Raw genomic sequence first — 20470 nt, 5'->3', positions numbered from 1 at the left:
CGGTGGGGCCGCCGTCCCCGGCGCCCCACCGGCCCGGCCGCCGGTCACTCCCGGGCGTCCGGGGCGATCACCCGCTCGATCACCGCCGCCAGCTCGCCGACCAGGGGCGGCTTCACCACCCCGAAGTGGTCGCCCGCCATCCGGTGCACGGTCACCTCGCCGGCCGCCAGCTCCCGCCAGCGCGCCAGGTAGTCGGCGAACTCGGTGCCGTAGGCCACCTCGTGGCGCCCCTGGGCGAGCTCGTCGCTGGCGATCAGATGCAGCCCCCCGGCGTACCGGCGGTGGCGGTAGGTGAGGCACATCTCCATGACCTCGCGCCAGATCCGGGCGGACGGCAGCCACACCTCGTCGGCCCCGTGCTCGGGCAGCACGATGCCGGTCTCCGGGTCGACGTCGTCGACGATGTGGTCGAGCAGTTCCAGGGTCTCGCGCCGCAGCTCCGAGGTGTCCTGCTCCGGCGGGGCGGCGGCGAGTGCCTCCAGCTTCTCGACACAGCTCTCGATCAGCCGGAACTCCCGCCACAGCTGCGGGCTGTCGTGGCTGTCCAGACCGGGGTCGAGCAGCAGCAGGACGACCTCCTCGCCCTCGGCGGTCAGCCGGTGCGCCAGCTCGCTGGCGATGCCGCTGCCGCCGCACCAGCCGAACACCCGGTACGGCCCGTGCGGCACGGCGGCCCGCAGTTCGGCGAGGTAGCGCTCGGCCATCCGCTCCGTCGAGGGCGCCGGCCCGGTGGCGGCCTGCAGACCCGGCCAGGCGAAGGCGAGGACCGGCTGGTCGGGGTCGAGGTGCTCGACCAGCGGCCGGTACCAGTGGGCGCTGCCCCCGCCGGGGTGGACGCAGACCAGGACCGGCCGGCTGCCGGTGCGCCGCAGCCACAGCAGCGCCTGCGAGCCGTCCCCGCCGGCCGCGGCGGCCAGCCCGGCCACCGTGTGGTGCTCGGTGAAGGACCGCACGGTCAGCTCGACGCCGTGCCGCTCGCGCAGCAGGGCGGTGATCCGCAGGATCGCCAGCGAGTGCCCGCCGAGGGCGTAGAAGTCGTCGTGGACCCCGACCTCCGGCAGGCCCAGCACTTCGGCCCAGACCTCCGCGACGGCCCGCTCGGTCGGGGTGCGCGGAGCGACGGACCCCTCGGCCGCGACGGCGCCGGAGGGCTCCGGCAGCGCGGCCCGGTCGAGCTTGCCGTTGGCGGTGAGCGGCAGGGCGTCGAGGACCACCCAGGCCGAGGGGACCAGGAAGTCCGGGACCCGCTGCCGCAGCAGGGCGCGCAGCGCGACGGGGTCGAGGCCGCCGGCGGCGTCGGTCGCGTCGGGCTCCGGGACGAGGTAGCCGACCAGGTTCCGGTTCCCGTCCGCTCCCGGCCGGGCGGAGGCCGCCACCGCCCGGACCCCCGGGAGCTCGCCGAGGGCGGCCTCCACCTCGCCGAGTTCGACGCGGTGCCCGCGGATCTTCACCTGGTGGTCGCGGCGGCCGATGAAGTGCAGGGTGCCGTCGGGGTCGCGCCGCACGAGGTCCCCGGTGCGGTACATCCGCGCCCCGGGCCGGGCCCCGGTCGGGTCGGGGACGAAGGCCTCGGCCGTCAGGTCCGGTCGGCCCAGGTAGCCCCGGGCGAGACCGGGACCGCCGAGCAGCAGTTCGCCGACCACCCCGAAGGGCACCGGGTTCAGCTCCTCGTCGACCACGGCGGCGACGGTGTCGGTGATCGGCCTGCCGATCGGCAGCGCGCGTTCGGCGTCGGCCGCGGTCAGGCCGCGCCGGACGGTGCTGAAGGTGGTGCACTCGGTGGGCCCGTAGACGTTGCCCACCGGCGCGCCGTGGGCGAGGGCGGTGCGGACGTGGGAGGGCGAGAGGGCGTCGCCGCCGGTGAGCAGGTTGCGCAGGCCGGCGAGCGCCTCGGGCCGGGCCTCGACCACGTGGTTGAAGAGGCCGGTGGTCAGGAACAGGCTGGTCACCCCGTGCCGCCGCAGCACCTCGGCCAGTCCGTCCGCGTCGGCGGCGCCGGGCGGGCTGACGGCGAGGCGGGCGCCGTTGCACAGCGCTCCCCAGACCTCGAAGGTCGAGGCGTCGAACGCGAGCGGGGCGTGCTGCAGCAGCACCTCGTCCGGGCCGAGGTCGGCGTAGTCGGCGTCGTGGACCAGCCGCACCACTGCCCGGTGGGTGATCTGGACCCCCTTCGGCCGTCCGGTCGAACCGGAGGTGTAGGTGGTGTACGCGAGGTGGTCGGGGGAGAGCGGCACCTCGGGCCGGCCCTCCGGCTGGCCGTCCAGCGCCGTCCACTCCGGGTCCAGCACGACTGTCCGCAGGCCCGGGCGGTCGGCGAAGCGGCCGGCGTGGCGGGCGGTGGTGGCCAGCACGGTGGTTCCGGCGTCGGTCAGGACGAACTCGATGCGGGCGTCCGGGTACGCCGGGTCCAGGCAGAGGTAGTACCCGCCGGCCTTCAGGACGCCGAGCATCGTGACGACGGCCTCGATGCCGCGCTCCAGGCAGACCGCGACCGGGACGTCCGGTCCGACGCCGAGCGAGCGCAGCAGGTGGGCGAGACGGTCGGACCGCTCCTGGAGCTCACGGTAGGTCAGCTGCTGCTCGCCGTCCTCCAGGGCGACGGCTCCGGGGTCGGAGCGCTCGTCGATCAGCCGGGGCACGGTCACCTCGGGCAGCGGCCGGGCGGTCCGGGGCTCGGCGGTCGGCCGCTCCAGGGCGGGGGCCCGGAAGGTCCGGGGGTCGCCCTCCGGGTCCGTCACCATCGCGGTGAGCACGCCCAGGAAGGTCTCGGCGGCGGCCGCCAGCCGGTCCCGGCCCAGCCAGCCCGGGCGGCAGGTCATCCGCAGCTCGCCGGGGAAGGTCCAGACGTCGAAGGTGAACTCGTTCGGGCTGTCGTCGGTCACGTCGCCGATGTCCTCGGCGTGGTCGTCCAGCACGTGGAAGTCCAGGTAGCCGAAGACGACCTCGACCAGCGGGGAGCCGTCGCCGAAGGACTGCTGCATGGCGGGCAGCGGGTAGCGGCGGTGCGGCCACAGCGCCAGCTCCTCCGCGAAGACCGAGCCGACCAGCTCCCGCCAGCTCGCGGCCCGCAGGTCGACGGCGAACGGCACGGTGTTGAGGTACATGCCGCGCACCTGGTCGCCGTCGGCCAGTTCGGGCCGGCCGTTGGTCACCGCCCCGGCGAAGAAGCGGCGCTGGCCGCTGAGCAGTCCGAGCACCGTCAGGTGCGCGGTGTACAGCACGCTCTTGAGGGAGACCCCGGACGCGGCGGCCAGGCGGCGCAGGTCGGGCTCCAGGTGCGCCCAGGACAGCCGCACCTCGGCGGCGGGCAGCGCCGCCTCCTCGGGCGCGGTGTCGGCGGGCAGCCGGAGCCGTTCGAAGCCGGTGATCCGCCGGCGCCAGAACGCGGCGTCCTGCGCGGACCGCAGCGCCCGGCGCTCCAGCGCGATGAAGTCGGCGTAGCGCACCTCGGGTGCCGTGGCCGGCGGGGTACCCGGGTCGTCGCGCAGGTCCCGGTAGGAGGCCCGCAGTTCGGCGATGACCGAGTGGTGGCTCCAGCCGTCCAGGATGGCGTGGCACTCCACGTGGGTGAGCAGCCACTCCCGGTCGCCGGTGCGGTGGACGTGGTAGCGCAGCAGGGGGGCCCGTTTCACGTCGAAGGGCGTGCGCTGGGCCTCGGCGCGGAACCGCCGGACCTCCTCGCGCTGCTGTTCGGGGGTCAGGTCGCGCAGGTCGTGCACGGTGACGGGCGCCTCGACGGCGTCGGCCGGGTGTACCAGTTGGAGCGGCTCGGAGTAACCGGAGAGGTCGAAGGAGGTGCGCAGGATCTCGTGGCGGGCGACCACCCGCCGCACCGCCTCCCGGAGGGCCGGCTCGGAGAACGGGCCGTCGTCGACGACCTGGAAGGTGCTGACGTTCTGGTAGGTGTTGCGCTCGGGGTCGGCCAGCATCTCGAAGACCATGCCGACCTGGACCTGGCCCATCGGGTAGGCGTCGACCAGGCCCTCCGGCAGCCGCTCGCGGTCGGCGTCGGCGAGCAGCTCGAACGGCCGGACGAGGGTGTCCCGGGGCTCCCGGTCCTCCTCCCCGACGTGCGCGGCCACCGCCTCGGCGAGGCCGGCCACGGTCTGCCGGGTGAAGACGTCCTGCACCTCCAGGGGGACGCCCCGGGCGCGCAGGGCGCCGACCGCCCGGATGGCGCGCATGGAGTCGCCGCCGAGCTGGAAGAAGCCGTCCAGGACGCCGACCTTGTCCAGGCCCAGGGCGTCGGCGAACGCCTCGGCGAGGGTCCGTTCCAGGGCGTCCCGGGGTGCGACGTACTCCCCGGCCAGCGCGGAGCGGCTGCCGTCGGGGGCGGGCAGCGCCCGGCGGTCGGTCTTGCCGCTGGGGGTGAGCGGCAGGGCGTCGTGCAGCAGCCAGTGGGCCGGGTGCAGCTGGGCGGGCAGCCGGTCGTGCAGGTGCGCGCGCACCGCGGCCGCGTCCACCGTGCGCGGGGCGAGGTGGGCGACCAGCCGGCCGTCGTGGACTGTGACGGCCGCCGCGGCCACGCCCGGCGCGGAGGCCAGGGCCGCCTCGATCTCGCCGGGCTCGACCCGCTGGCCGCGGATCTTCACCTGGTCGTCGAGCCGGCCGAGGTACTCGATCGCGCCGTCGGGCCGCAGCCGGGCGAGGTCGCCGGTGCGGTAGAGCCGCTCGCCGGGGGCGGTGGCGAACGGGGAGGGGACGAAGCGCTCCGCGGTCAGACCCGGCCTGGCCAGGTAGCCGCGGGCCAACTGCACACCGCCGAGCAGCAGTTCGCCGGCCACGCCGATCGGCACCGGCCGCAGCCCGGCGTCCACCACGTAGGTGCGGGTGTTGGCGATCGGCCGGCCGATGGTGACCGGCTCGCCCGGCAGGCAGCGCAGGGCGGTGACGTCCACCGCGGCCTCGGTCGGGCCGTACAGGTTGTGCAGCTCGCAGCCGATCCGCCGGTGCACCGCCTCGGCGAGCTCGCTCGGCAGGGCCTCGCCGCTGCAGACCATCCGGCGCAGGTCGGGCAGGTCGGGCAGGTCCGCGGCGAGGAACTCGCGCAGCATGGACGGCACGAAGTGCACGGTGGTCACCCGCTCCGCGGCGACCAGTTCGGCGAGGTGGGCCGGGTCCCGGTGGCCGCCGGGTTTGGCGAGCACCATGGTCGCCCCGGTGACCAGCGGCCAGAACAGCTCCCACACCGAGACGTCGAAGCTGGTCGGCGTCTTGTGCAGGACCCGGTCGTCGGAGCCCAGCCGGTAGGCCTCCTGCATCCAGTGCAGCCGGTTGACGATCGCCCGGTGCTCCACCACGACGCCCTTGGGGCGGCCGGTGGAGCCGGAGGTGTAGATGACGTACGCCGGGTGGGCCGGCCCGGCGAGCGGGGCAGGGTCGTCGGCGGGGAGGCCGGACAGGTCCTCGGCGACGTCGACCAGGACCGCGTCGCCGTCGGCCCCCGGAGCCCCGGCCGGGTCGCCGGCGTGGCCGATCACCACCCGGGCGCCCGAGTCGGCCAGCATGAAGGCCAGCCGCTCGGCCGGGTAGTCCGGGTCGAGCGGCAGGTAGGCGCCGCCCGCCTTGAGCACGGCGAGCAGCGCCACCACCAGCTCGGCGCCGCGGTGCAGCCGCACCCCGACCACGGACTCCGGGCCCACGCCGAGGGCGCGCAGCCGGTGCGCCAGCCGGTTGGCCCGGGTGTTCAGCTCCGCGTAGGACACGGTGACGCCCTGGTCGCGCAGGGCGGGGGCGTCCGGCGCGCGGTGGGCCCGGCCCTCGACCAGGGCGGTGAGGGTCCCGGTGGGGTAGTCGCGGGCGGTGTCGTTCCAGGTCTCCAGCAGCAGGGTGCGCTCGGCCGCGGGCAGCACCTCCAGGGCGTCGACGGGCAGCTCCGGCGCGGCGACGGCGCTCGCCAGCAGCTCGGCCAGCTGGGCGGCGAAGCGTTCGACGGTGGCGCGGTCGAACAGGGCGGAGGCGTAGGTGATCCCGCCGGCCAGCGAGCCGTCCGGCTGCTCGGTGAGGCCCAGGGTGAGGTCCACCTTGGCGCTGCTCTCGCCGACCGGCAGGCGGCCGACGGTCAGTGCGCCGGCCGGCACGTCGGCGGCGGTCGACGCGTCCTCCCACAGCAGCATCGTGGTGAACAGCGGGTTGCGGGACGGGTCGCGCTCCGGGACCAGCTCGTCCACCAGCAGCTCGAACGGGAGCTCCTGGTGGGCGTAGGCGTCCATCGCGCCCTCGCGCACCCGGCGCAGCAGCCCGGTGAAGGACGGGGCACCGGACAGGTCCGTCCGCAGGACCAGGGTGTTGAGGAACAGGCCCACCATGGACTGGAGTTCGGTGCGGTCCCGGCCCGCCACCGGGGTGCCGACGGCCACGTCCCGCTGCCCGCTCCAACGGCCGAGCAGCACGGCGTAGGCGGCCTGCAGGGCCATGAACGGGGTGGCGCCGTGCTCCCGGGCCAGCGCGGAGAGCCTGCCGGCGACGTCCGCCGGGACGGCCACCGGCACCTGGGCGCCGGCCGGGTCCCAGACCGGCGGCCGGGGCCGGTCGGTGGGCAGTTCCAGCGGGGCGAGACCGGCGAGCCGCTCGCGCCAGAAGGCCAGGTGCCGCTCGGACGGCTCGGCGGCGAGCCGCTCCCGCTGCCAGACCGCGTAGTCCGCGTACTGGAGGGGCGCGACTCCCGCGCTCGCCTCCGGGGCGCCGGTGGAGGCCGCGGCGTAGCGGGCGGTGAACTCGGTGACCAGCAGGTCCTCCGACCAGCCGTCGGCCGCGATGTGGTGGAAGGTCAGCAGCAGGGCGTGCTCGTCCTCGGCGAGCCGGGCCAGGGCGGCGCGCAGCACCGGGCCGGTGGCGAGGTCGACCGGGCGGCGCTCGGAACTGGTCAGGGCGTCGATCCGGGCCTCGGCGGCGGTGCGGTCCAGCCCGCTCAGGTCCAGTTCGTCGAGCTCCACCGGGGCCGGGTCGTCGACCAGCTGGACGGGTTCGTCCCCGATCACCGGGTAGCGGGTGCGCAGCACCTCGTGCCGGGCCGGCAGGGCGTCCAGCGCGGCGTGCAGGGCCCGGCGGTCCAGGGGGCCGCGCAGGCGCAGGGCGGTGGTCATCAGGTACTCGGTGCCGCCGGGCCGCATCCGGTCCAGGATCCAGAGCCGGCGCTGGGCGGAGGAGAGCGGCAGGGGGCCGGTGCGGGGGGCCCGGCCGATGGCGTCGGCCGGGCGGGGCGCGGCCCCGCCCTCCAGCCGGCGGCGCAGCAGCTCGGCGCGCCGGGCGGCGCGGTCAACGGACTCGCTCACAGAACACCCTTCCGGGACAGGAGGTCCTCGATCTCGTCATCGGTCAGCCGGTCGATGTCGGCCTCGACGGCCTCCTCCACCGCCTGGGCCAGGGCGGCCACCGTGGTGGCCTCGAACAGCCGGCGCAGCGGCAGGTCGACCGCGAAGGCCTCCCGCAGGGCGGCGAGCACCCGGGTGGCGAGCAGGGAGTGGCCGCCGAGGGCGAAGAAGTCGTCCTGGGCGCCGACCCCGGGCAGGCCGAGGACCTCGGACCAGATGGCCGCGAGGGCCTCCTGCACCGGGCCTTCCGGGGGCAGGCGGTCGGCCGTCCGGTCGGCGCCGGCCGGGGCGGGGTCCGGCAGGGCCTTGCGGTCGACCTTGCCGCTGGAGGTCATCGGGAACTCCGCCAGCGGGGTCCAGCGCGCGGGGATCATGTACTCGGGCAGCAGGTCGCGCAGGTGGGCGCGCAGGTCGGCGACCGGCGGGACCTCCGCGCCGGGCCTGGCGACGAGGTAGGCGACCAGCTGCCGCTCGCCGGGCGCGGTGTGCGCCGCGACGACCACGGCCTCCCGCACCGCGGGGTGCCGGGCCAGCGCCGCCTCGATCTCGCCGAGCTCGATCCGCAGGCCGCGCAGTTTGACCTGGCGGTCGATCCGGCCGAGGAACTCGATGGCACCGTCCGGGCGGCGCCGGACCAGGTCGCCGGTGCGGTAGAGCCGCTGCCCCGGCTCGGTGGCGAGCGGGTCGGGGACGAAGCGGTCGGCGGTCAGGCCGGGCCGGCGGTGGTAGCCGCGGGCCAGGCGCACCCCGCCGAGGCAGAGTTCACCGGCCACCCCGACCGGGACGGGCCGCAGGTCGGCGTCCAGGACGTGGGCCCGGGTGCCGGCCACCGGCCGGCCGATCGGCAGCGCGGCGGAGGCCTGCCGGCCGGCTTCCTCGGCGGCGTCCACCGGGTGCAGCAGGCAGGTGACGGTGGCCTCGGTGGGCCCGTAGTTGCACAGGAAGCGGCCGGGCAGGCCGGTGTCCGCCCAGCGGCGGGCGTCGTCGACGGTGACGACGTCGCTGCCGACGTTCATCAGCTTGAGCGCGGTCAGCCGGCCGAGGTCGGGGGAGTCCAGCACGGCCCGGTAGTAGGCGGGGGTGATCTCGAGGACGGTCACGCCGTACTCGGCGAGCCGGGCGGGCAGTTCGGCCGGCGTCCAGAAGACCGGGTCGCCGACCACGATGGTGGCGCCCGCGACCAGGGTGGCCGCGATCTGGTCCATCGCGACGTCGAAGGTGAGCGCGGAGAGCAGGACGACCCGCTCGCCCGGGGCGATGCCGTAGGCGTCGGCGATCACCCGGCAGTGGTGGGCGTAGGAGCGGTGCTCGATCATCACGCCCTTGGGGCGGCCGGTCGAGCCCGAGGTGTAGATGACGTAGGCGAGGTTGCCGGGCCCGGCCAGCGGCACCGGGTCGGCGCCGGCGTCCGGGCCGGCGGCGTGGGCCGGCTCGGTCCGCCCGCCGTCCGGCCCGGGCTTGTCGTCGACCAGGACGGTCCGGTGCCGGCCGCCGGCCGTGCGGTCGGCGAACTCGGTGGTGGTGACCACCAGGTCGGCGCCCGCGTCGTCGAGCATGAAGGCCAGCCGCTCGGCCGGGTGCCGGGGATCGAGGGGGACGTACACGCCGCCCGCCTTGAGCACGGCCACCAGGGTGACCACGGCGGCCACGCTGCGCTCCAGGCAGGAGGCGACCACCGTCTCCGGCCCGACGCCGAGCCGGCGCAGCCGGTGCGCGAGGCGGTTGGCCCGGGCGTTCAGCTCGGCGTAGTCGATCCGCTCCTGCCCGGCGATCAGCGCGACGGCTCCGGGGGTGCGGCGGGCCGCGCGCTCGATCAGCTGCGGCACGCACAGCCCGTGCTCCTCGGCCGGGTCGAGGGCGGCGGTGCGGTGGCCGTCCGGGTCCGGCCACCGTTCGAGCAGCTGGTGGCGCTCCTGCGCGGTGAGCAGTCCGAGGTCGCCGATCCGGGCGTCGGGGGCGGCGGCGACGGCGTGCAGCAGGGTCAGGTAGTGCCCGGCGAGGCGGTCCATGGTGGCCCGGTCGAACAGGGCGGTGGCGTACTCGAACCAGACTCGCAGCAGGCCGTCCTCGTGCTGGGTGACCGTCACCGTGAGGTCGAACTTGGCGACGGAGGGCCCGGCGTCGATCCACTCGGCCGCGGCCCCGCCGAGGGCGGTGGGCAGGTCGTCGGCGTGCTGGAGCTCGAACATCACCTGGAACAGCGGGTTGCGGGAGAGGTCGCGGTCCGGCCGCAGGGCGTCGACCAGGTGCTCGAACGGCACGTCCTGGTGGGCGAGCGCGTCGGCGGAGGACCGGTGGACCTGCTGCAGGAGGTCGGTGAACCGCGGATCGCCGGCCAGGTCGGTGCGGATCACCAGGGTGTTGGTGAAGAACCCGACCAGGTCCTCGGTCTCGGGCCTGGTCCGCCCGGCGACGGGGGTGCCGACCGCGACGTCCTCCCGCCCGGTGTGGCGGCCCAGGAGCAGCTGGAAGGCGGTCAGCAGCAGGACGAACGGCGTCACTCCGCTGCGGCGGGCCAGCTCGGTCAGCTCGCGGCCGAGCCCGGCCGGCACGGTGGTGTCGAAGGTGGCGCCCCGGGTGTCCCGGACGGCGGCCCGCAGCCGGTCGGTGGGCAGTTCGACGGGCACCAGGCCCGCCAGCCGCTCCCGCCAGTGGTCGAGCTGTCCGGCGAGCTCGCCGGCCTCCTCCCGCTCGCGCTGCCAGACCGCGAAGTCCGCGTAGTGCACCGGCTGCGCGGCCAACGGCGAGGGCTCGCCCGCCGCGAGCGCGCGGTAGGCCTTGTCGAGGTCGGCGAGCAGTAGGCCGGTCGACCAGCCGTCGCAGACGATGTGGTGCAGGGTCAGGGCCAGCAGGTGGTCGTCGGGGGCGATGCGCACGACGGTGACGCGCACCGGCCACTCGGCCGCCAGGTCGAACGGGCGGCTGCCGGCCTTGGCCACCAGCTCGTGCGCCTGCGCCTCGGCGTCGGGGGTGGCGGCGAGGTCGACCAGCCAGAACGGCACCGGGCCCGGCGGGTCGATCACCTGGCGGGGGTCGCCGTCGTGGGGCAGGTAGTGGGTGCGCAGCACCTCGTGCCGGGCGGCGACGGCGTCCATCGCGCCGCGCAGCGCGTCGACGTCCAGCGGGCCGCGCAGCCGCACGGCGAGCGGGACGAGGTACTCGTCGCTGCCGGGCTCCAACTGGTCGAGGAACCAGAGCCGCTGCTGGCCGAAGGAGAGCGGCAGCCCGCCGGTGCGGGGCACCGGCCGGATGGCGGGCCCGTCGGCGGCGGTGGCGCCGGCCGCGTCGACCCGGGCGGCCAGCGCGGCGACGGTGCGGGCGCCGAACAGGTCACCGACGGTCAGGTCGACGCCGAGCGCCCGGCGCAGCCGCAGGACCATCCGGATCGCCACCAGCGAGTGGCCGCCGAGGGCGAAGAAGTCGTCCTCGGCGCCGACCCGGTCCACCTCCAGCACCTCGGCCATCGCCTCGGCGACGGCCCGCTCGGTGGCGGTGCGCGGCGCGGTCCAGGGGCGGCTCGCGTCGCGCTGCCGGCCCTCGCGCGAGGGCAGCAGCTTGCGGTCGACCTTGCCGCTGGGGGTGAGCGGCAGTTCGTCCAGTTCCAGGACGGCGGAGGGCACCATGGCCTCCGGCAGCCGGGCGGCCAGGTGGGCGCGCAGCTCCTCGGCGGTGGCGGCCGCGCCGGGGGCGGGCACCACGTAGGCGGTCAGCTCCAGGTCCCCGGCGGCCGACCGGTGGGCGGCCACCGCGGCGGCCCGGACGGCCGGGTGCAGGGCGAGCGCCGCCTCGATCTCCCCGGGCTCGATCCGCACCCCGCGGACCTTGACCTGCTCGTCCAGCCGGGCCAGGAACTCCAGCGCCCCGTCCGCCCGGCGGCGGACCAGGTCCCCGGTGCGGTACCAGCGCTCGCCGGGGGTCAGCGGGTACGGGTTGGGCGCGAAGCGCTCCGCGGTGAGGCCGGGCCGGCCGAGGTAGCCGCGGGCCAGGCCGACGCCGGCCACGCACAGCTCGCCGGGCACGCCGACCGGCACCAGCCGGTCCTGGGCGTCGACCACGTGGACCCGGGCCCCGGTGAGCGGGTGGCCGATCGGGACGATGCCGTCCCGCTGGGAGCCGTCGTGCGGCCAGGCGGTGGAGTCGATCGCGCACTCGGTCGGGCCGTAGGTGTTGACCACCCGGACGTCGAGCAGGGCGCGCAGCCGCTCGCAGAGGTCGGCGGGCAGCGGCTCCCCGGCGGAGCAGACCACGCGCAGCGCGGTGCAGTCGGCCAGGCCGGGCTCGGCGAGCAGCAGCCGCAGCACCGAGGGGACGAGCTGCAGCACGGTGACGCCGTGTTCGGCGGCGGCCCGGGCCATCACGGCCGGGTCGCGGTGGGCGTCGGCCGGGGCCGTCACCACGGTCGCGCCGCTCACCAGCGGGGAGAGGAACTCCCAGACGGCGGCGTCGAAGCCGATCGTGGTCTTCTGCAGCAGCCGCTCGCCGGGACCGAGATCCAGGTGCTCGACCGACCAGAGCACCCGGTTGCGGATGGCCGCGTGCGGCACCACCACGCCCTTGGGGCGGCCGGTCGAGCCGGAGGTGTACATCACGTACGCGGCGCCCGCGGGGTCGACGGGCACGGGTGCCGCGAGGGCTTCCGCGGGCTCGGGCCCGTCGCCGTCCAGCAGCACCAGCCGGGGCCCGTCGGGCAGCCGGTCGCGCAGCGACTCCTCGGTGAGAACCAGGCCGACCCCGGCGTCCTCGACCAGGTAGGCGAGCCGGTCGGCGGGGTGGTCGGGGGCGAGGGGCACGTACACCCCGCCCGCGGTGAGCACCGCGAGCAGCGCGGTGACCAGGTCGGCGCCCCGGTGCAGGGCGACCCCGACCGGGGTCTCCGGGGTGACCCCGAGCCCGCGCAGCCGGTGGGCCAGCCGCCTTGTCCGGTCGGCGAGTTCGGCGTACGTCAGCTCCAGCGGGCCGGCCACCACGGCCACCGCGTCCGGGGTGGCCTCCGCCCGGGCGAGGAAGAGCTCGGGCAGGGACGGGCCCGACCACAGCCGGTCGGGGCCGGCCTCGGTGCGGTTCCAGGCCCGGAGCGCCCGGGACTCGTCCTCGGTGAGCAGCTCCAGCCGCTGCACGGGGGTGTCCGGGTGCTCGGCCAGTTCGGTCAGCAGCCGCAGCAGGTGGCCGGCCATCCGCTCGATCCGGTCGGCGTCGAACAGGGCGGTGGGGTAGAAGAGGCGCCCGCTGAGCGAGCCGTCCGCCTCCTCGGAGAGGTGCAGCGAGAGGTCGAAGGGGGAGGTGGTGACGGTCGCCGGGACGAGGTCGACGTCCAGGCCGGCGAGCCGGAACGGCTGGGCGTCGGTGGTGTGCAGGGCGAAGGCGGCCTGGAAGACCGGGTTGCGGGACTGGTCGCGCTCGGGGGCGAGGTCCGCCACCACCCGGTCGAAGGGCACGTCCTGGTGGTCGTAGGCGTCCAGGACGCCCTCCCGGACCCGGCCGAGCAGCTGGTGGAAGCTCGGCGAGCCGGACAGGTCGGTACGCAGTACCACGGTGTTGAGGAACATGCCGAGCAGCTGTTCCAGCTCGGGCTGGTCGCGGCGGGAGACCGACACCCCGACGGCCACGTCCTCGCGGCCCGCGTGCCGGGCCAGCAGCAGCTGGTAGGCGGCGAGGTACACCATGAACGGGGTGGCGCCGTGGTCGCGGCCGAGCTCGGTGAGCCTGGCGGCGCACTCGGCGGGCACGGTGAAGGTGACGTCGGCGCCGGCCGCGTCCCACCGCGCCGGCCGGTGCCGGTCGGCGGGCAGGTCCAGCGGCTCCAGCCCGGCGAGCCGCTCGCGCCAGTAGCCGCGGCGGCGCTCCATCCGCTCGGCGTCGGCGTCCCAGCGCTCCCGCTCCCACTCGGCGTAGTCCGCGTACTGCAGGGCCGGCGGCTCCAGCGGGGAGGGCTCGCCGGCCCGGAACGCGCCGTACAGGGCGTCGAGTTCACGGGCGAGCAGGACCCAGGAGCCGGCGTCGAAGGCGATGTGGTGGACGGTCACCAGCAGGGCCGCGTCGGCTTCGCCGAGCCGCACCAGGGTCAGCCGCCAGGGCGCCGCGGCGCGCAGGTCGATCGGGGTCCGCCGTTCGGTGGCGCTCAGCTCCCGCAGCCGGTCCCGCTGTTCGGCCGCCGGCAGGCCGGTCAGGTCCACCCGGCGGGGCTCGACCGGGGACGGGTCGTCGACGAGCTGGGAGCCGGCGCCGTCCACCGCGGCGTACCGGGTGCGCAGGATCTCGTGCCGGGCGGCGACCTCGGTCAGCGCGGCCGTCAGCGCGGCCTCGTCCAGCGGGCCGCGCAGCCGGATCGTCTCGTGCAGCAGGTACTCGGTCGAGGCGCCCGAGCGCAGCTGGTCGACGAACCACAGCTGCTCCTGGGCGAAGGAGAGCGGGGAGCCGGTCTCATCGGGTGCCATCGGACGCCTCCCCGGGCGAGTCGGTACGGGCGGCGCGGGCCTGGGCGGCGTCGGCCGCGGACCAGGGCTCGGCCATGGCCACGGCGATCCGCCGCGGTCCGGTGAAGGGCTCGCGGCCGTGCGCCGCCAGCATGTTGTCGACCACCAGCACGTCGTCGAGCTGCCAGTCGAAGCGGCGCTGCTCCGCGCGGTAGCAGTCCCGCAGGTGGGCGACCACCTCGTCGGGCACCGGTGCGCCGTCGCCGTAGTAGGTGTTGGTGGGCAGGCCGGCCTCGCCGTACATCTCCCGCAGGCCGTCGCAGACCTCCGGCCCCAGCGTGGTGACGTGGAAGAAGGCGAGGTGGTTGAACCAGACCCGCTCACCGGTCTCCGGGTGCCGGTGCACGGCCTCCCGCCGGGCCCGGGTCCGCAGGCCGGTCGCGGTCCACTCGGCGGTCATGCCGTTGCGGACGCAGTACCGTTCCACCTCGGCCCGGTCCTCGGTGCCGAAGGCCTGCTGCCAGGCCACCCCGAAGCCCTCGGTGAAGTTGCGCACCACCATCCAGCCGCGGGCCGCGAACTCCTCGCGCACCGCCGGGTCGATCGCCGCGTGGACCCGGCGGACGTCGGCGAGCGGGGTCGAACCGAGCGTCTCCGGCGGCCGCACGCAGTGGAAGAACAGCGTCCGGGGCCAGGCGGCCTGGTAGGAGTTCTCGTTGTGGAGGAAGATCTCCTCGGCCGGCGGGTAGTCGGTGGAGGTGTACACCCGGCCCTTGATGGTGCTGCGGGGCGAGGAGCGCTCGGTGTAGGCCAGGGGCTCGCCGGACACCGCCGCGACCACGCCGGCGAACCCGTCGACCCCGCCGACGTCGAAACCGCGCAGCAGGACCGCGCCGTGCTCCAGGAGCCGCCGGCGCAGGAGAGGACGGGCGGCGGGCAGGTACTCGGCCACGGGGGTACCCGGCGCGTCCGCCGACAGGACGAAGGGAAGGGCGGACTCCACGGCACGCTCTCCCGAGGGGTCCGCGGTCACGGACAGGGGTGACGGGTTCGCAGTCATGCGCCTCAGCCTCTCGGGCCGGACCGGGTGCGGCGAGAGAACTACCGGCAGCCCTGTCGGCAGCGCCTCCACCGGGCCCGCTGCGTGTCCTTCTCTTCCGCCTCCTCCGCCCGGGCCCTCCCCCGCCCGGGGCCCTCCCGCTTCGGGCCCATTCCCGGAGGGTGTGCCGTGCCGGGGCCGCGGTCCGGTGCGCGGGCACGCCGACGGCGGCCGGGGGCCCCCCCCGGGGGGGGGGGGCCCCCCCCCCCCGGGCGGGGGGGGGGGGCGCCCCCCCCCCCCCCCCCCCCGGGGCCCGGGGGGGCCCCCGGGGGGGGCCCCCGCCGGGGGGGGGGGCGGGGGGGGGGGCGGGGGGGGGGGGGGGCCCCCGCCCGCGGGGGGGGGGCCCCCCCCGGGGGGGGGGGGCCCCGGCCGCCGTCGGGCCGGTGGGTGTGCCGTCAGCCGAGCCGCTCCACGGGGAGGCCGGGGCGCTCGCCCGCGGCCGCGACGAAGGCGGTGAACGCGGTGGCCAGGTCGCGGGCGGCCGTCGCGGTCAGCAGGCCCTCCGGGTAGTGCAGCCGGCCGTCCAGGGCGCCGCCGTTCTCGCGCAGGTCGACCAGCACGTCGAAGGGGTGCCCGCCCTGCCCGTGGTCGTACGGTTCGGCGACGACGCCGGGCAGGTCGACCCGGCCGGTGAGCGGGCCCAGCAGCTGGAATCCGGCCTGGGCGACCGGGTTGCGGCTCGGGTCGCGCGGCGGGCGCAGCGCCGTCACCACGCGGTCGAAGGGCAGGCCCTGGTGGCGGTAGGCGGCGAGCGCGGTGGCCCGGGTGCGGGCCAGCACCTGGGTGAACGGCTCGCGCCGCCCGACCGGGGTGCGCAGCGCCAGGGTGTTGACGAACAGGCCGACCAGGTCGGTGAGTTCGGCGACCGGCCGGTTGGCGGTGAAGGTGGCCACGACCAGGTCGTCCGTCCCGCCGGCCGCCGTGAGCACGGCGGAGAAGCACGACAGCAGCGCCATGAACGGGGTGGCGCCGGCCTCGCCGGCCGTCCGGTCGAGCGCGGCGGTGACGGCCGGGGCCAGGGTGAAGTCGACGACGGCGTCCCGGCGTCCGCGCAGCGGCGGCCGGGCGTCGGCGCCGGGCGGCCCCGGGGCGGGCAGCTCCAGGACGGGCAGCGGCGCCCGGAGGTGGCGCAGCCAGTGGTCGAGGTCCGCCTCGGCGCCGTCCGCGTCGTCGGCTCCGGCGCGCTGCCAGGCCGCGTAGTCCGGGTAGTCGACGGGCAGGTCGGGCAGCCGGGGCGCGCGGCCGGCGCTCGCGGCCCGGTAGCACTCGGACAGGTCGCGCCAGAACACGCCCATCGACCAGTCGTCGGAGACGATGTGGTGGGTCACCGCCAGCAGCACGTGGTCCTCGGGCCCCAGGGCGAGCAGGACCAGGCGCAGCAGCGGGCCCCGGTCCAGCGCGAACGGCCGGGCCACCTGCTCCCGGACGGCCCGGCGGGCCCGTTCCTCGCGCTCCCCGGGCGGGGCGCCGGTGAGGTCCAGCAGCTCCGGGACGACCGGCAGGTCCTGGTGCACCACCTGGCGCGGCACCCCGCGGGCGGCCTCGAAGGTGGTGCGCAGCGCGGCGTGCCGGCGGACGGTCGCCCGCAGCGCCTCGTGCAGCGCGGCCGGGTCGACCCGGCCGCGCAGCCGGTGCGCGTCGTACATGGTGTACTCGGTGCTGCCGGGGGTGAGCCGGTCCAGGAACCAGAGCCGGTGCTGCTCGGAGGAGAGCGGCACCGGGCCGGGCGGGCGCGGCGGGACGGTGCGGCCGGCCCCGGTGGCGGCGGCCGGTCCGGCCGCGTCGAGCAGGGCCGCGAGTTCCTCCACGGTGGGCCGGGCCAGCAGGTCGGCGGGGGAGGGCGCGGCGCCGGTCAGCGCCCGCAGCCGGGAGCAGATCCGGGTCGCGATCAGGGACTGGCCGCCCAGGTCGAGGAAGCGGTCCCGGACGCCGATCGGGGCGACCCCCAGGGCCTGCTCCCAGACGTCGACCAGGGCCCGCTCGGTCGGGGTGCGCGGCGCCAGGTAGGCGGTGGCGAGCTCCGGGCGGCCGTCGTCGGGGGCGGGCAGCGCCTTGCGGTCGGTCTTGCCGCTCGCGGTGAGCGGCAGTTCGGGCAGCCGCACCCAGGCGGTGGGGACCATGTAGTCGGGCAGCAGTTCGCCCAGGTGCTTGCGCAGCTCGGTGAGGTCGGGTGCGTCGGGGACGACGCCGACCAGGTAGCCGACCAGCCGGCTGCCGCCGGTGGCCGCGGGGTGCGCGGCCACCACGGCGGCGTGCACCTGCGGGTGGGAGGCCAGCGCGGCCTCCACGTCGCCGAGTTCGATCCGCAGGCCGCGGATCTTCACCTGGTGGTCGAGCCGGCCCAGGTACTCGATCCGCCCGTCCACCCGGCGGCGCGCCAGGTCCCCGGTGCGGTAGAGCCGGGCGCCGGGCGGGCCGTACGGGTCCGGCCGGAAGGAGGCGGCGGTCAGGCCGGGCCGGCCGAGGTAGCCCCGGGCCAACTGGACGCCGGCGAGGCAGAGTTCGCCGTCGGTGCCGGGCGGTACGGGCATCCCGTCGGGGTCGAGGACGTACGTCCGGGTGTTGGCGACCGCCCGGCCGATGGTGACCGGGGCGCCGGGCAGGCAGCGCTCGGCGGTGACGTCCACCGCCGCCTCGGTGGGCCCGTACAGGTTGAACAGTTCGCAGTCCAGCAGCTCGTGCACCTCGCGGACCAGGTCCGGCCCGAGCGCCTCGCCGCTGCACACGATCCGGCGCAGGGCGGGCAGTTCGGGCGGGCCGCCGTGGGTGCGGCGGGCCCGCAGGTCGGCCAGGAACTCCCGCAGCATCGAGGGGACGAAGTGCACGGTGTCCACCCGCTCCTCGGCCAGCACCCGGTGCAGGTAGGCCGGGTCCCGGTGGCCGCCGGGGCGGGCCAGGACGAGCGTGCCGCCGACCGCCAGCGGGCCGAAGAACTCCCAGACCGACACGTCGAAGGTGGCCGGCGTCTTCTGCAGCACCCGGCCGCCGCCGACCAGGCCGCAGTCGTCGCGCATCCACAGCAGCCGGTTGACCACGCCCCGGTGCGGCACCACGACGCCCTTGGGACGGCCGGTCGAGCCGGAGGTGAAGATCGCGTACGCCGGGTGGTCCGGCCCGGCCGCGGGGTCCGGGTCGTGGGAGGGCCAGCCCGGCTCGTCGTCGGGGACGACCGGGCGCACCCCGGCGTGCTCGGCGGCCCGCGCCGCCCCGGCGTCGGTGACCAGCAGGGCCGCACCGCTCTCGGCCAGGACCGCGGCGGTGCGCAGCGGCGGGTGCCCGGGGTCGAGCGGCACGTACCCGGCCCCCGACTTGAGCACCCCCAGGAGCGCCACCACCAGGTCGATCCCCCGCTCCAGCCGGACGCCGACCAGGGCCTCCGGCCCGGCCCCGGCCGCCCGCAGCCGGTGGGCCAGCCGGTTGGCCCGCTCGTTGAGCCGGGCGTAGCCCAGCTCGACGCCCTCGCAGACCAGCGCGACCGCGTCGGGGGTGAGCCGGGCCTGGCGCTCGAACAGCTGGTGGACGCACTGCTCCAGCGGGTACGGCCGGTCGGGGCCGGTCGCGTCGGCCAGGTACCGCCACAGCTCCGACGGCGCCAGGACGGTGGGCCGGGCGGTCACGGCGCGCCGCCGGGCAGGAAGTCGTCCAGCCGGGTGCCGCCGCCCCCGGCCTCGGCGCCGCGCCGCACCAGGTCGGCCAGCGCGAGGTCGAGGATGCCCAGGCCGAACGGGGAGAACACCGTGGTGCGCCGCGGGTCGCGCGGCCCCGGGGCCGGCCCGGCGAGCAGGCCGCCGATCGTGGCCGTGATGAACTCCCGGTCGCCGGCCTCCTGTTCGGCCAGGTGAAGGGAGGTCGCGGCCCGGCACACGTGGTCCGGGTCGTCCACCACGTTGACCGCCGAGAGCACCGACTCCACCGTCAGGTCGCGCAGTGAGACGTGCAGGACCAGGGTGCCGGGCCGGCAGGGCCCGGTGGACAGGTGCGGGGCGGCGGCGGTGGTGGCGAGGCTGACCAGCGGGTGGGCGGCCAGCGCGTCCTCGGGCCGGTCCACCACGGCGGTCTTCAGACCCGGCTGCTCCCGCGCGCAGCGGGCGGCGAACTCCTCTGCCCGGGCGCGGTCCCGGTCGTACAGGGTGACGGTGTCCAGGGCGGGCAGGACCACCCGGAGGAAGCGGAGCACCTCGAAGTTGATCACGCCGCAGCCGATCAGGGCCGCCCCGGTGTCGGGCTGCTCCCCGGCCAGGGCGGCGGCGGCCAGCGCGGCGCTCGCGGCGGTGCGCCGGGCCGAGACCAGCGACCCCTCGATCAGCGCCTCGGGGTGCCCGGTGCGCATCGAGTTGAGGATGATCGCCGCCGAGGCGCGCTCCAGGCCCAGCTCCAGGTTGCCGGGAAAGGAGGAGATCCACTTCATCCCGGCCACCGGCTGTTCCCCGCCCAGGTAGGCGGGCAGGCCGATGATCCGGTTGCGCTCGTCCTCGGGGAAGCGCAGGAACACCGAGTGCGGGATCGCGCTCTCGCCCCGCGCGTGCCGGACGTAGGCCTCGCGGACGGCCGCGAGCACCTCCCGCTCCCGTCCGTCGAGGGCCTGTCGTACGTCGCGGGCACCCAGGATCAGCATGCTGCCACCTCCACCGAAGGGTCCTTCCACAGGTCGGCGGCGTCGCCGAAGTGCGCGGCCGCCCAGTCGTCGTTGTAGATCGTGTCCAGGTAGCGCTCGCCCCGGTCGGGCAGGACCACGGCGCAGACGGACCCGGCCGGCACCCGGGGGCGGATCCGGTCCAGGGCGCTGACCACCGCGCCGGAGGAGCCGCCGGCCAGGATCGCCTCCCGACGGGCCAGCGCGCGGCAGCCGACCAGGCAGTCCAGGTCGTCGACGTGCACCACCTCGTCGGCCAGGTCCGCGCCGAAGAGCGCGGGGCGCACCGAGGCGCCGTGGCCGGGGATCAGCCGGGGCCCGGCCGTCCCGCCGAAGATCACGCTGCCGACCGCGTCGACGGCCACGATCCGGGTCGACAGGCCGCGTTCGCGCACGTACTCGGCGCAGCCGCGCAGGGTGCCGCAGGAGCTGGTGGCGCAGACGAGGTAGTCGACCCGGCCGTCCAGCTCGTCGACGATCTCCCGCATGGTCTGCCGGTGCGCCCCGGCGTTCAGCGGGTTGGCGTACTGGTCCGGGCAGTAGGCGTGCGGGATCCCGGCGACCAGCTCGCGCACCCGGCGCAGCCGGACCGGCAGGTACTCGCCGGTGTCCTGGTCGCACTCGGTCACCACCTCGACCTCGGCGCCCAGGGCCCGCATCACGGCGATGTTCTGCTGGTTGGTGCGGCCGTCCACCACGCAGACGAAGCGCAGTCCGAAGTACCGGCAGACCTGGGCCAGGCCGATCCCGAGGTTGCCGGAACTCGACTCCACCACCACGGACTTGCCGGGGGTGAGGGCGCCGGAGCGGACCCGGTCGACGAGCATGTTGAGCGCGGCGCGGTCCTTGATGCTGCCGCCGGGGTTGTGCGACTCCAGCTTGGCGTAGGTGCGGAAGCCGCTGTCCGGGAAGATCCGGGTGAGTTCGACCAGCGGGGTGGCGCCGACGGTGGACAGCACGCCGCCGGCCACCCCGACGGCCGGGGGCGCCGTCACCGGACGCCCGCGCGCGG

6 protein-coding genes are annotated in these 20470 nt (G+C 76.6%); all 6 read right to left on the bottom strand.

Going from position 1 to position 20470, the window contains the following annotated elements; translation table 11 throughout:
• Nucleotides 1-44: 44 nt before the first annotated feature.
• Nucleotides 45-7274 (bottom strand): amino acid adenylation domain-containing protein, encoded by a 7230-nt coding sequence (locus ACIQI7_RS13410; RefSeq protein ID WP_401108541.1) that lies wholly within the window; start codon nt 7272-7274, stop codon nt 45-47.
• Nucleotides 7271-13747: an amino acid adenylation domain-containing protein gene (locus tag ACIQI7_RS13405; RefSeq protein ID WP_401108538.1), complete on the bottom strand. Its 6477-nt coding sequence runs from the start codon at nt 13745-13747 to the stop codon at nt 7271-7273. Before ACIQI7_RS13405 ends, ACIQI7_RS13410 begins: the two co-directional genes overlap by 4 nt.
• The gene (locus ACIQI7_RS13400; protein ID WP_401108535.1) at nt 13734-14729 is read right to left on the bottom strand and encodes a TauD/TfdA family dioxygenase; all 996 of its coding nucleotides are present in this window, start codon (nt 14727-14729) and stop codon (nt 13734-13736) included. The genes ACIQI7_RS13405 and ACIQI7_RS13400 overlap by 14 nt, the downstream gene beginning before the upstream one ends.
• A gap of 491 nt (nt 14730-15220) precedes the next feature.
• On the bottom strand, nt 15221-18442 hold the full coding sequence (locus tag ACIQI7_RS13395; protein ID WP_401108532.1) for an amino acid adenylation domain-containing protein: 3222 nt from the start codon (nt 18440-18442) through the stop codon (nt 15221-15223).
• Nucleotides 18439-19440, bottom strand: coding sequence for a 2,3-diaminopropionate biosynthesis protein SbnB (gene sbnB, locus ACIQI7_RS13390; protein WP_401108529.1), 1002 nt, complete (start codon nt 19438-19440; stop codon nt 18439-18441). Before sbnB ends, ACIQI7_RS13395 begins: the two co-directional genes overlap by 4 nt.
• Nucleotides 19434-20453 carry a 2,3-diaminopropionate biosynthesis protein SbnA gene (sbnA, locus tag ACIQI7_RS13385; RefSeq protein WP_401108527.1) on the bottom strand — a complete coding sequence of 340 codons (1020 nt, stop codon included), beginning with the start codon at nt 20451-20453 and terminating at the stop codon, nt 19434-19436. The genes sbnB and sbnA overlap by 7 nt, the downstream gene beginning before the upstream one ends.
• Nucleotides 20454-20470: the final 17 nt, after the last annotated feature.

The sequence above is a fragment of the Kitasatospora sp. NPDC092039 genome, from assembly GCF_044756065.1.
Classification (GTDB): Bacteria; Actinomycetota; Actinomycetes; order Streptomycetales; family Streptomycetaceae; genus Kitasatospora.
Note: the sequence above shows the minus strand (reverse complement) of the source record. Positions and strands in the feature narration are given on the sequence as shown.

What these genes read in the sequence shown, in the direction of transcription:
- sbnB (WP_401108529.1), bottom strand. Translation starts at nt 19,440, where the DNA reads ATGCTGATCCTGGGTGCCCGCGACGTACGACAGGCCCTCGACGGACGG.
- ACIQI7_RS13405 (WP_401108538.1), bottom strand. Translation starts at nt 13,747, where the DNA reads ATGGCACCCGATGAGACCGGCTCCCCGCTCTCCTTCGCCCAGGAGCAG.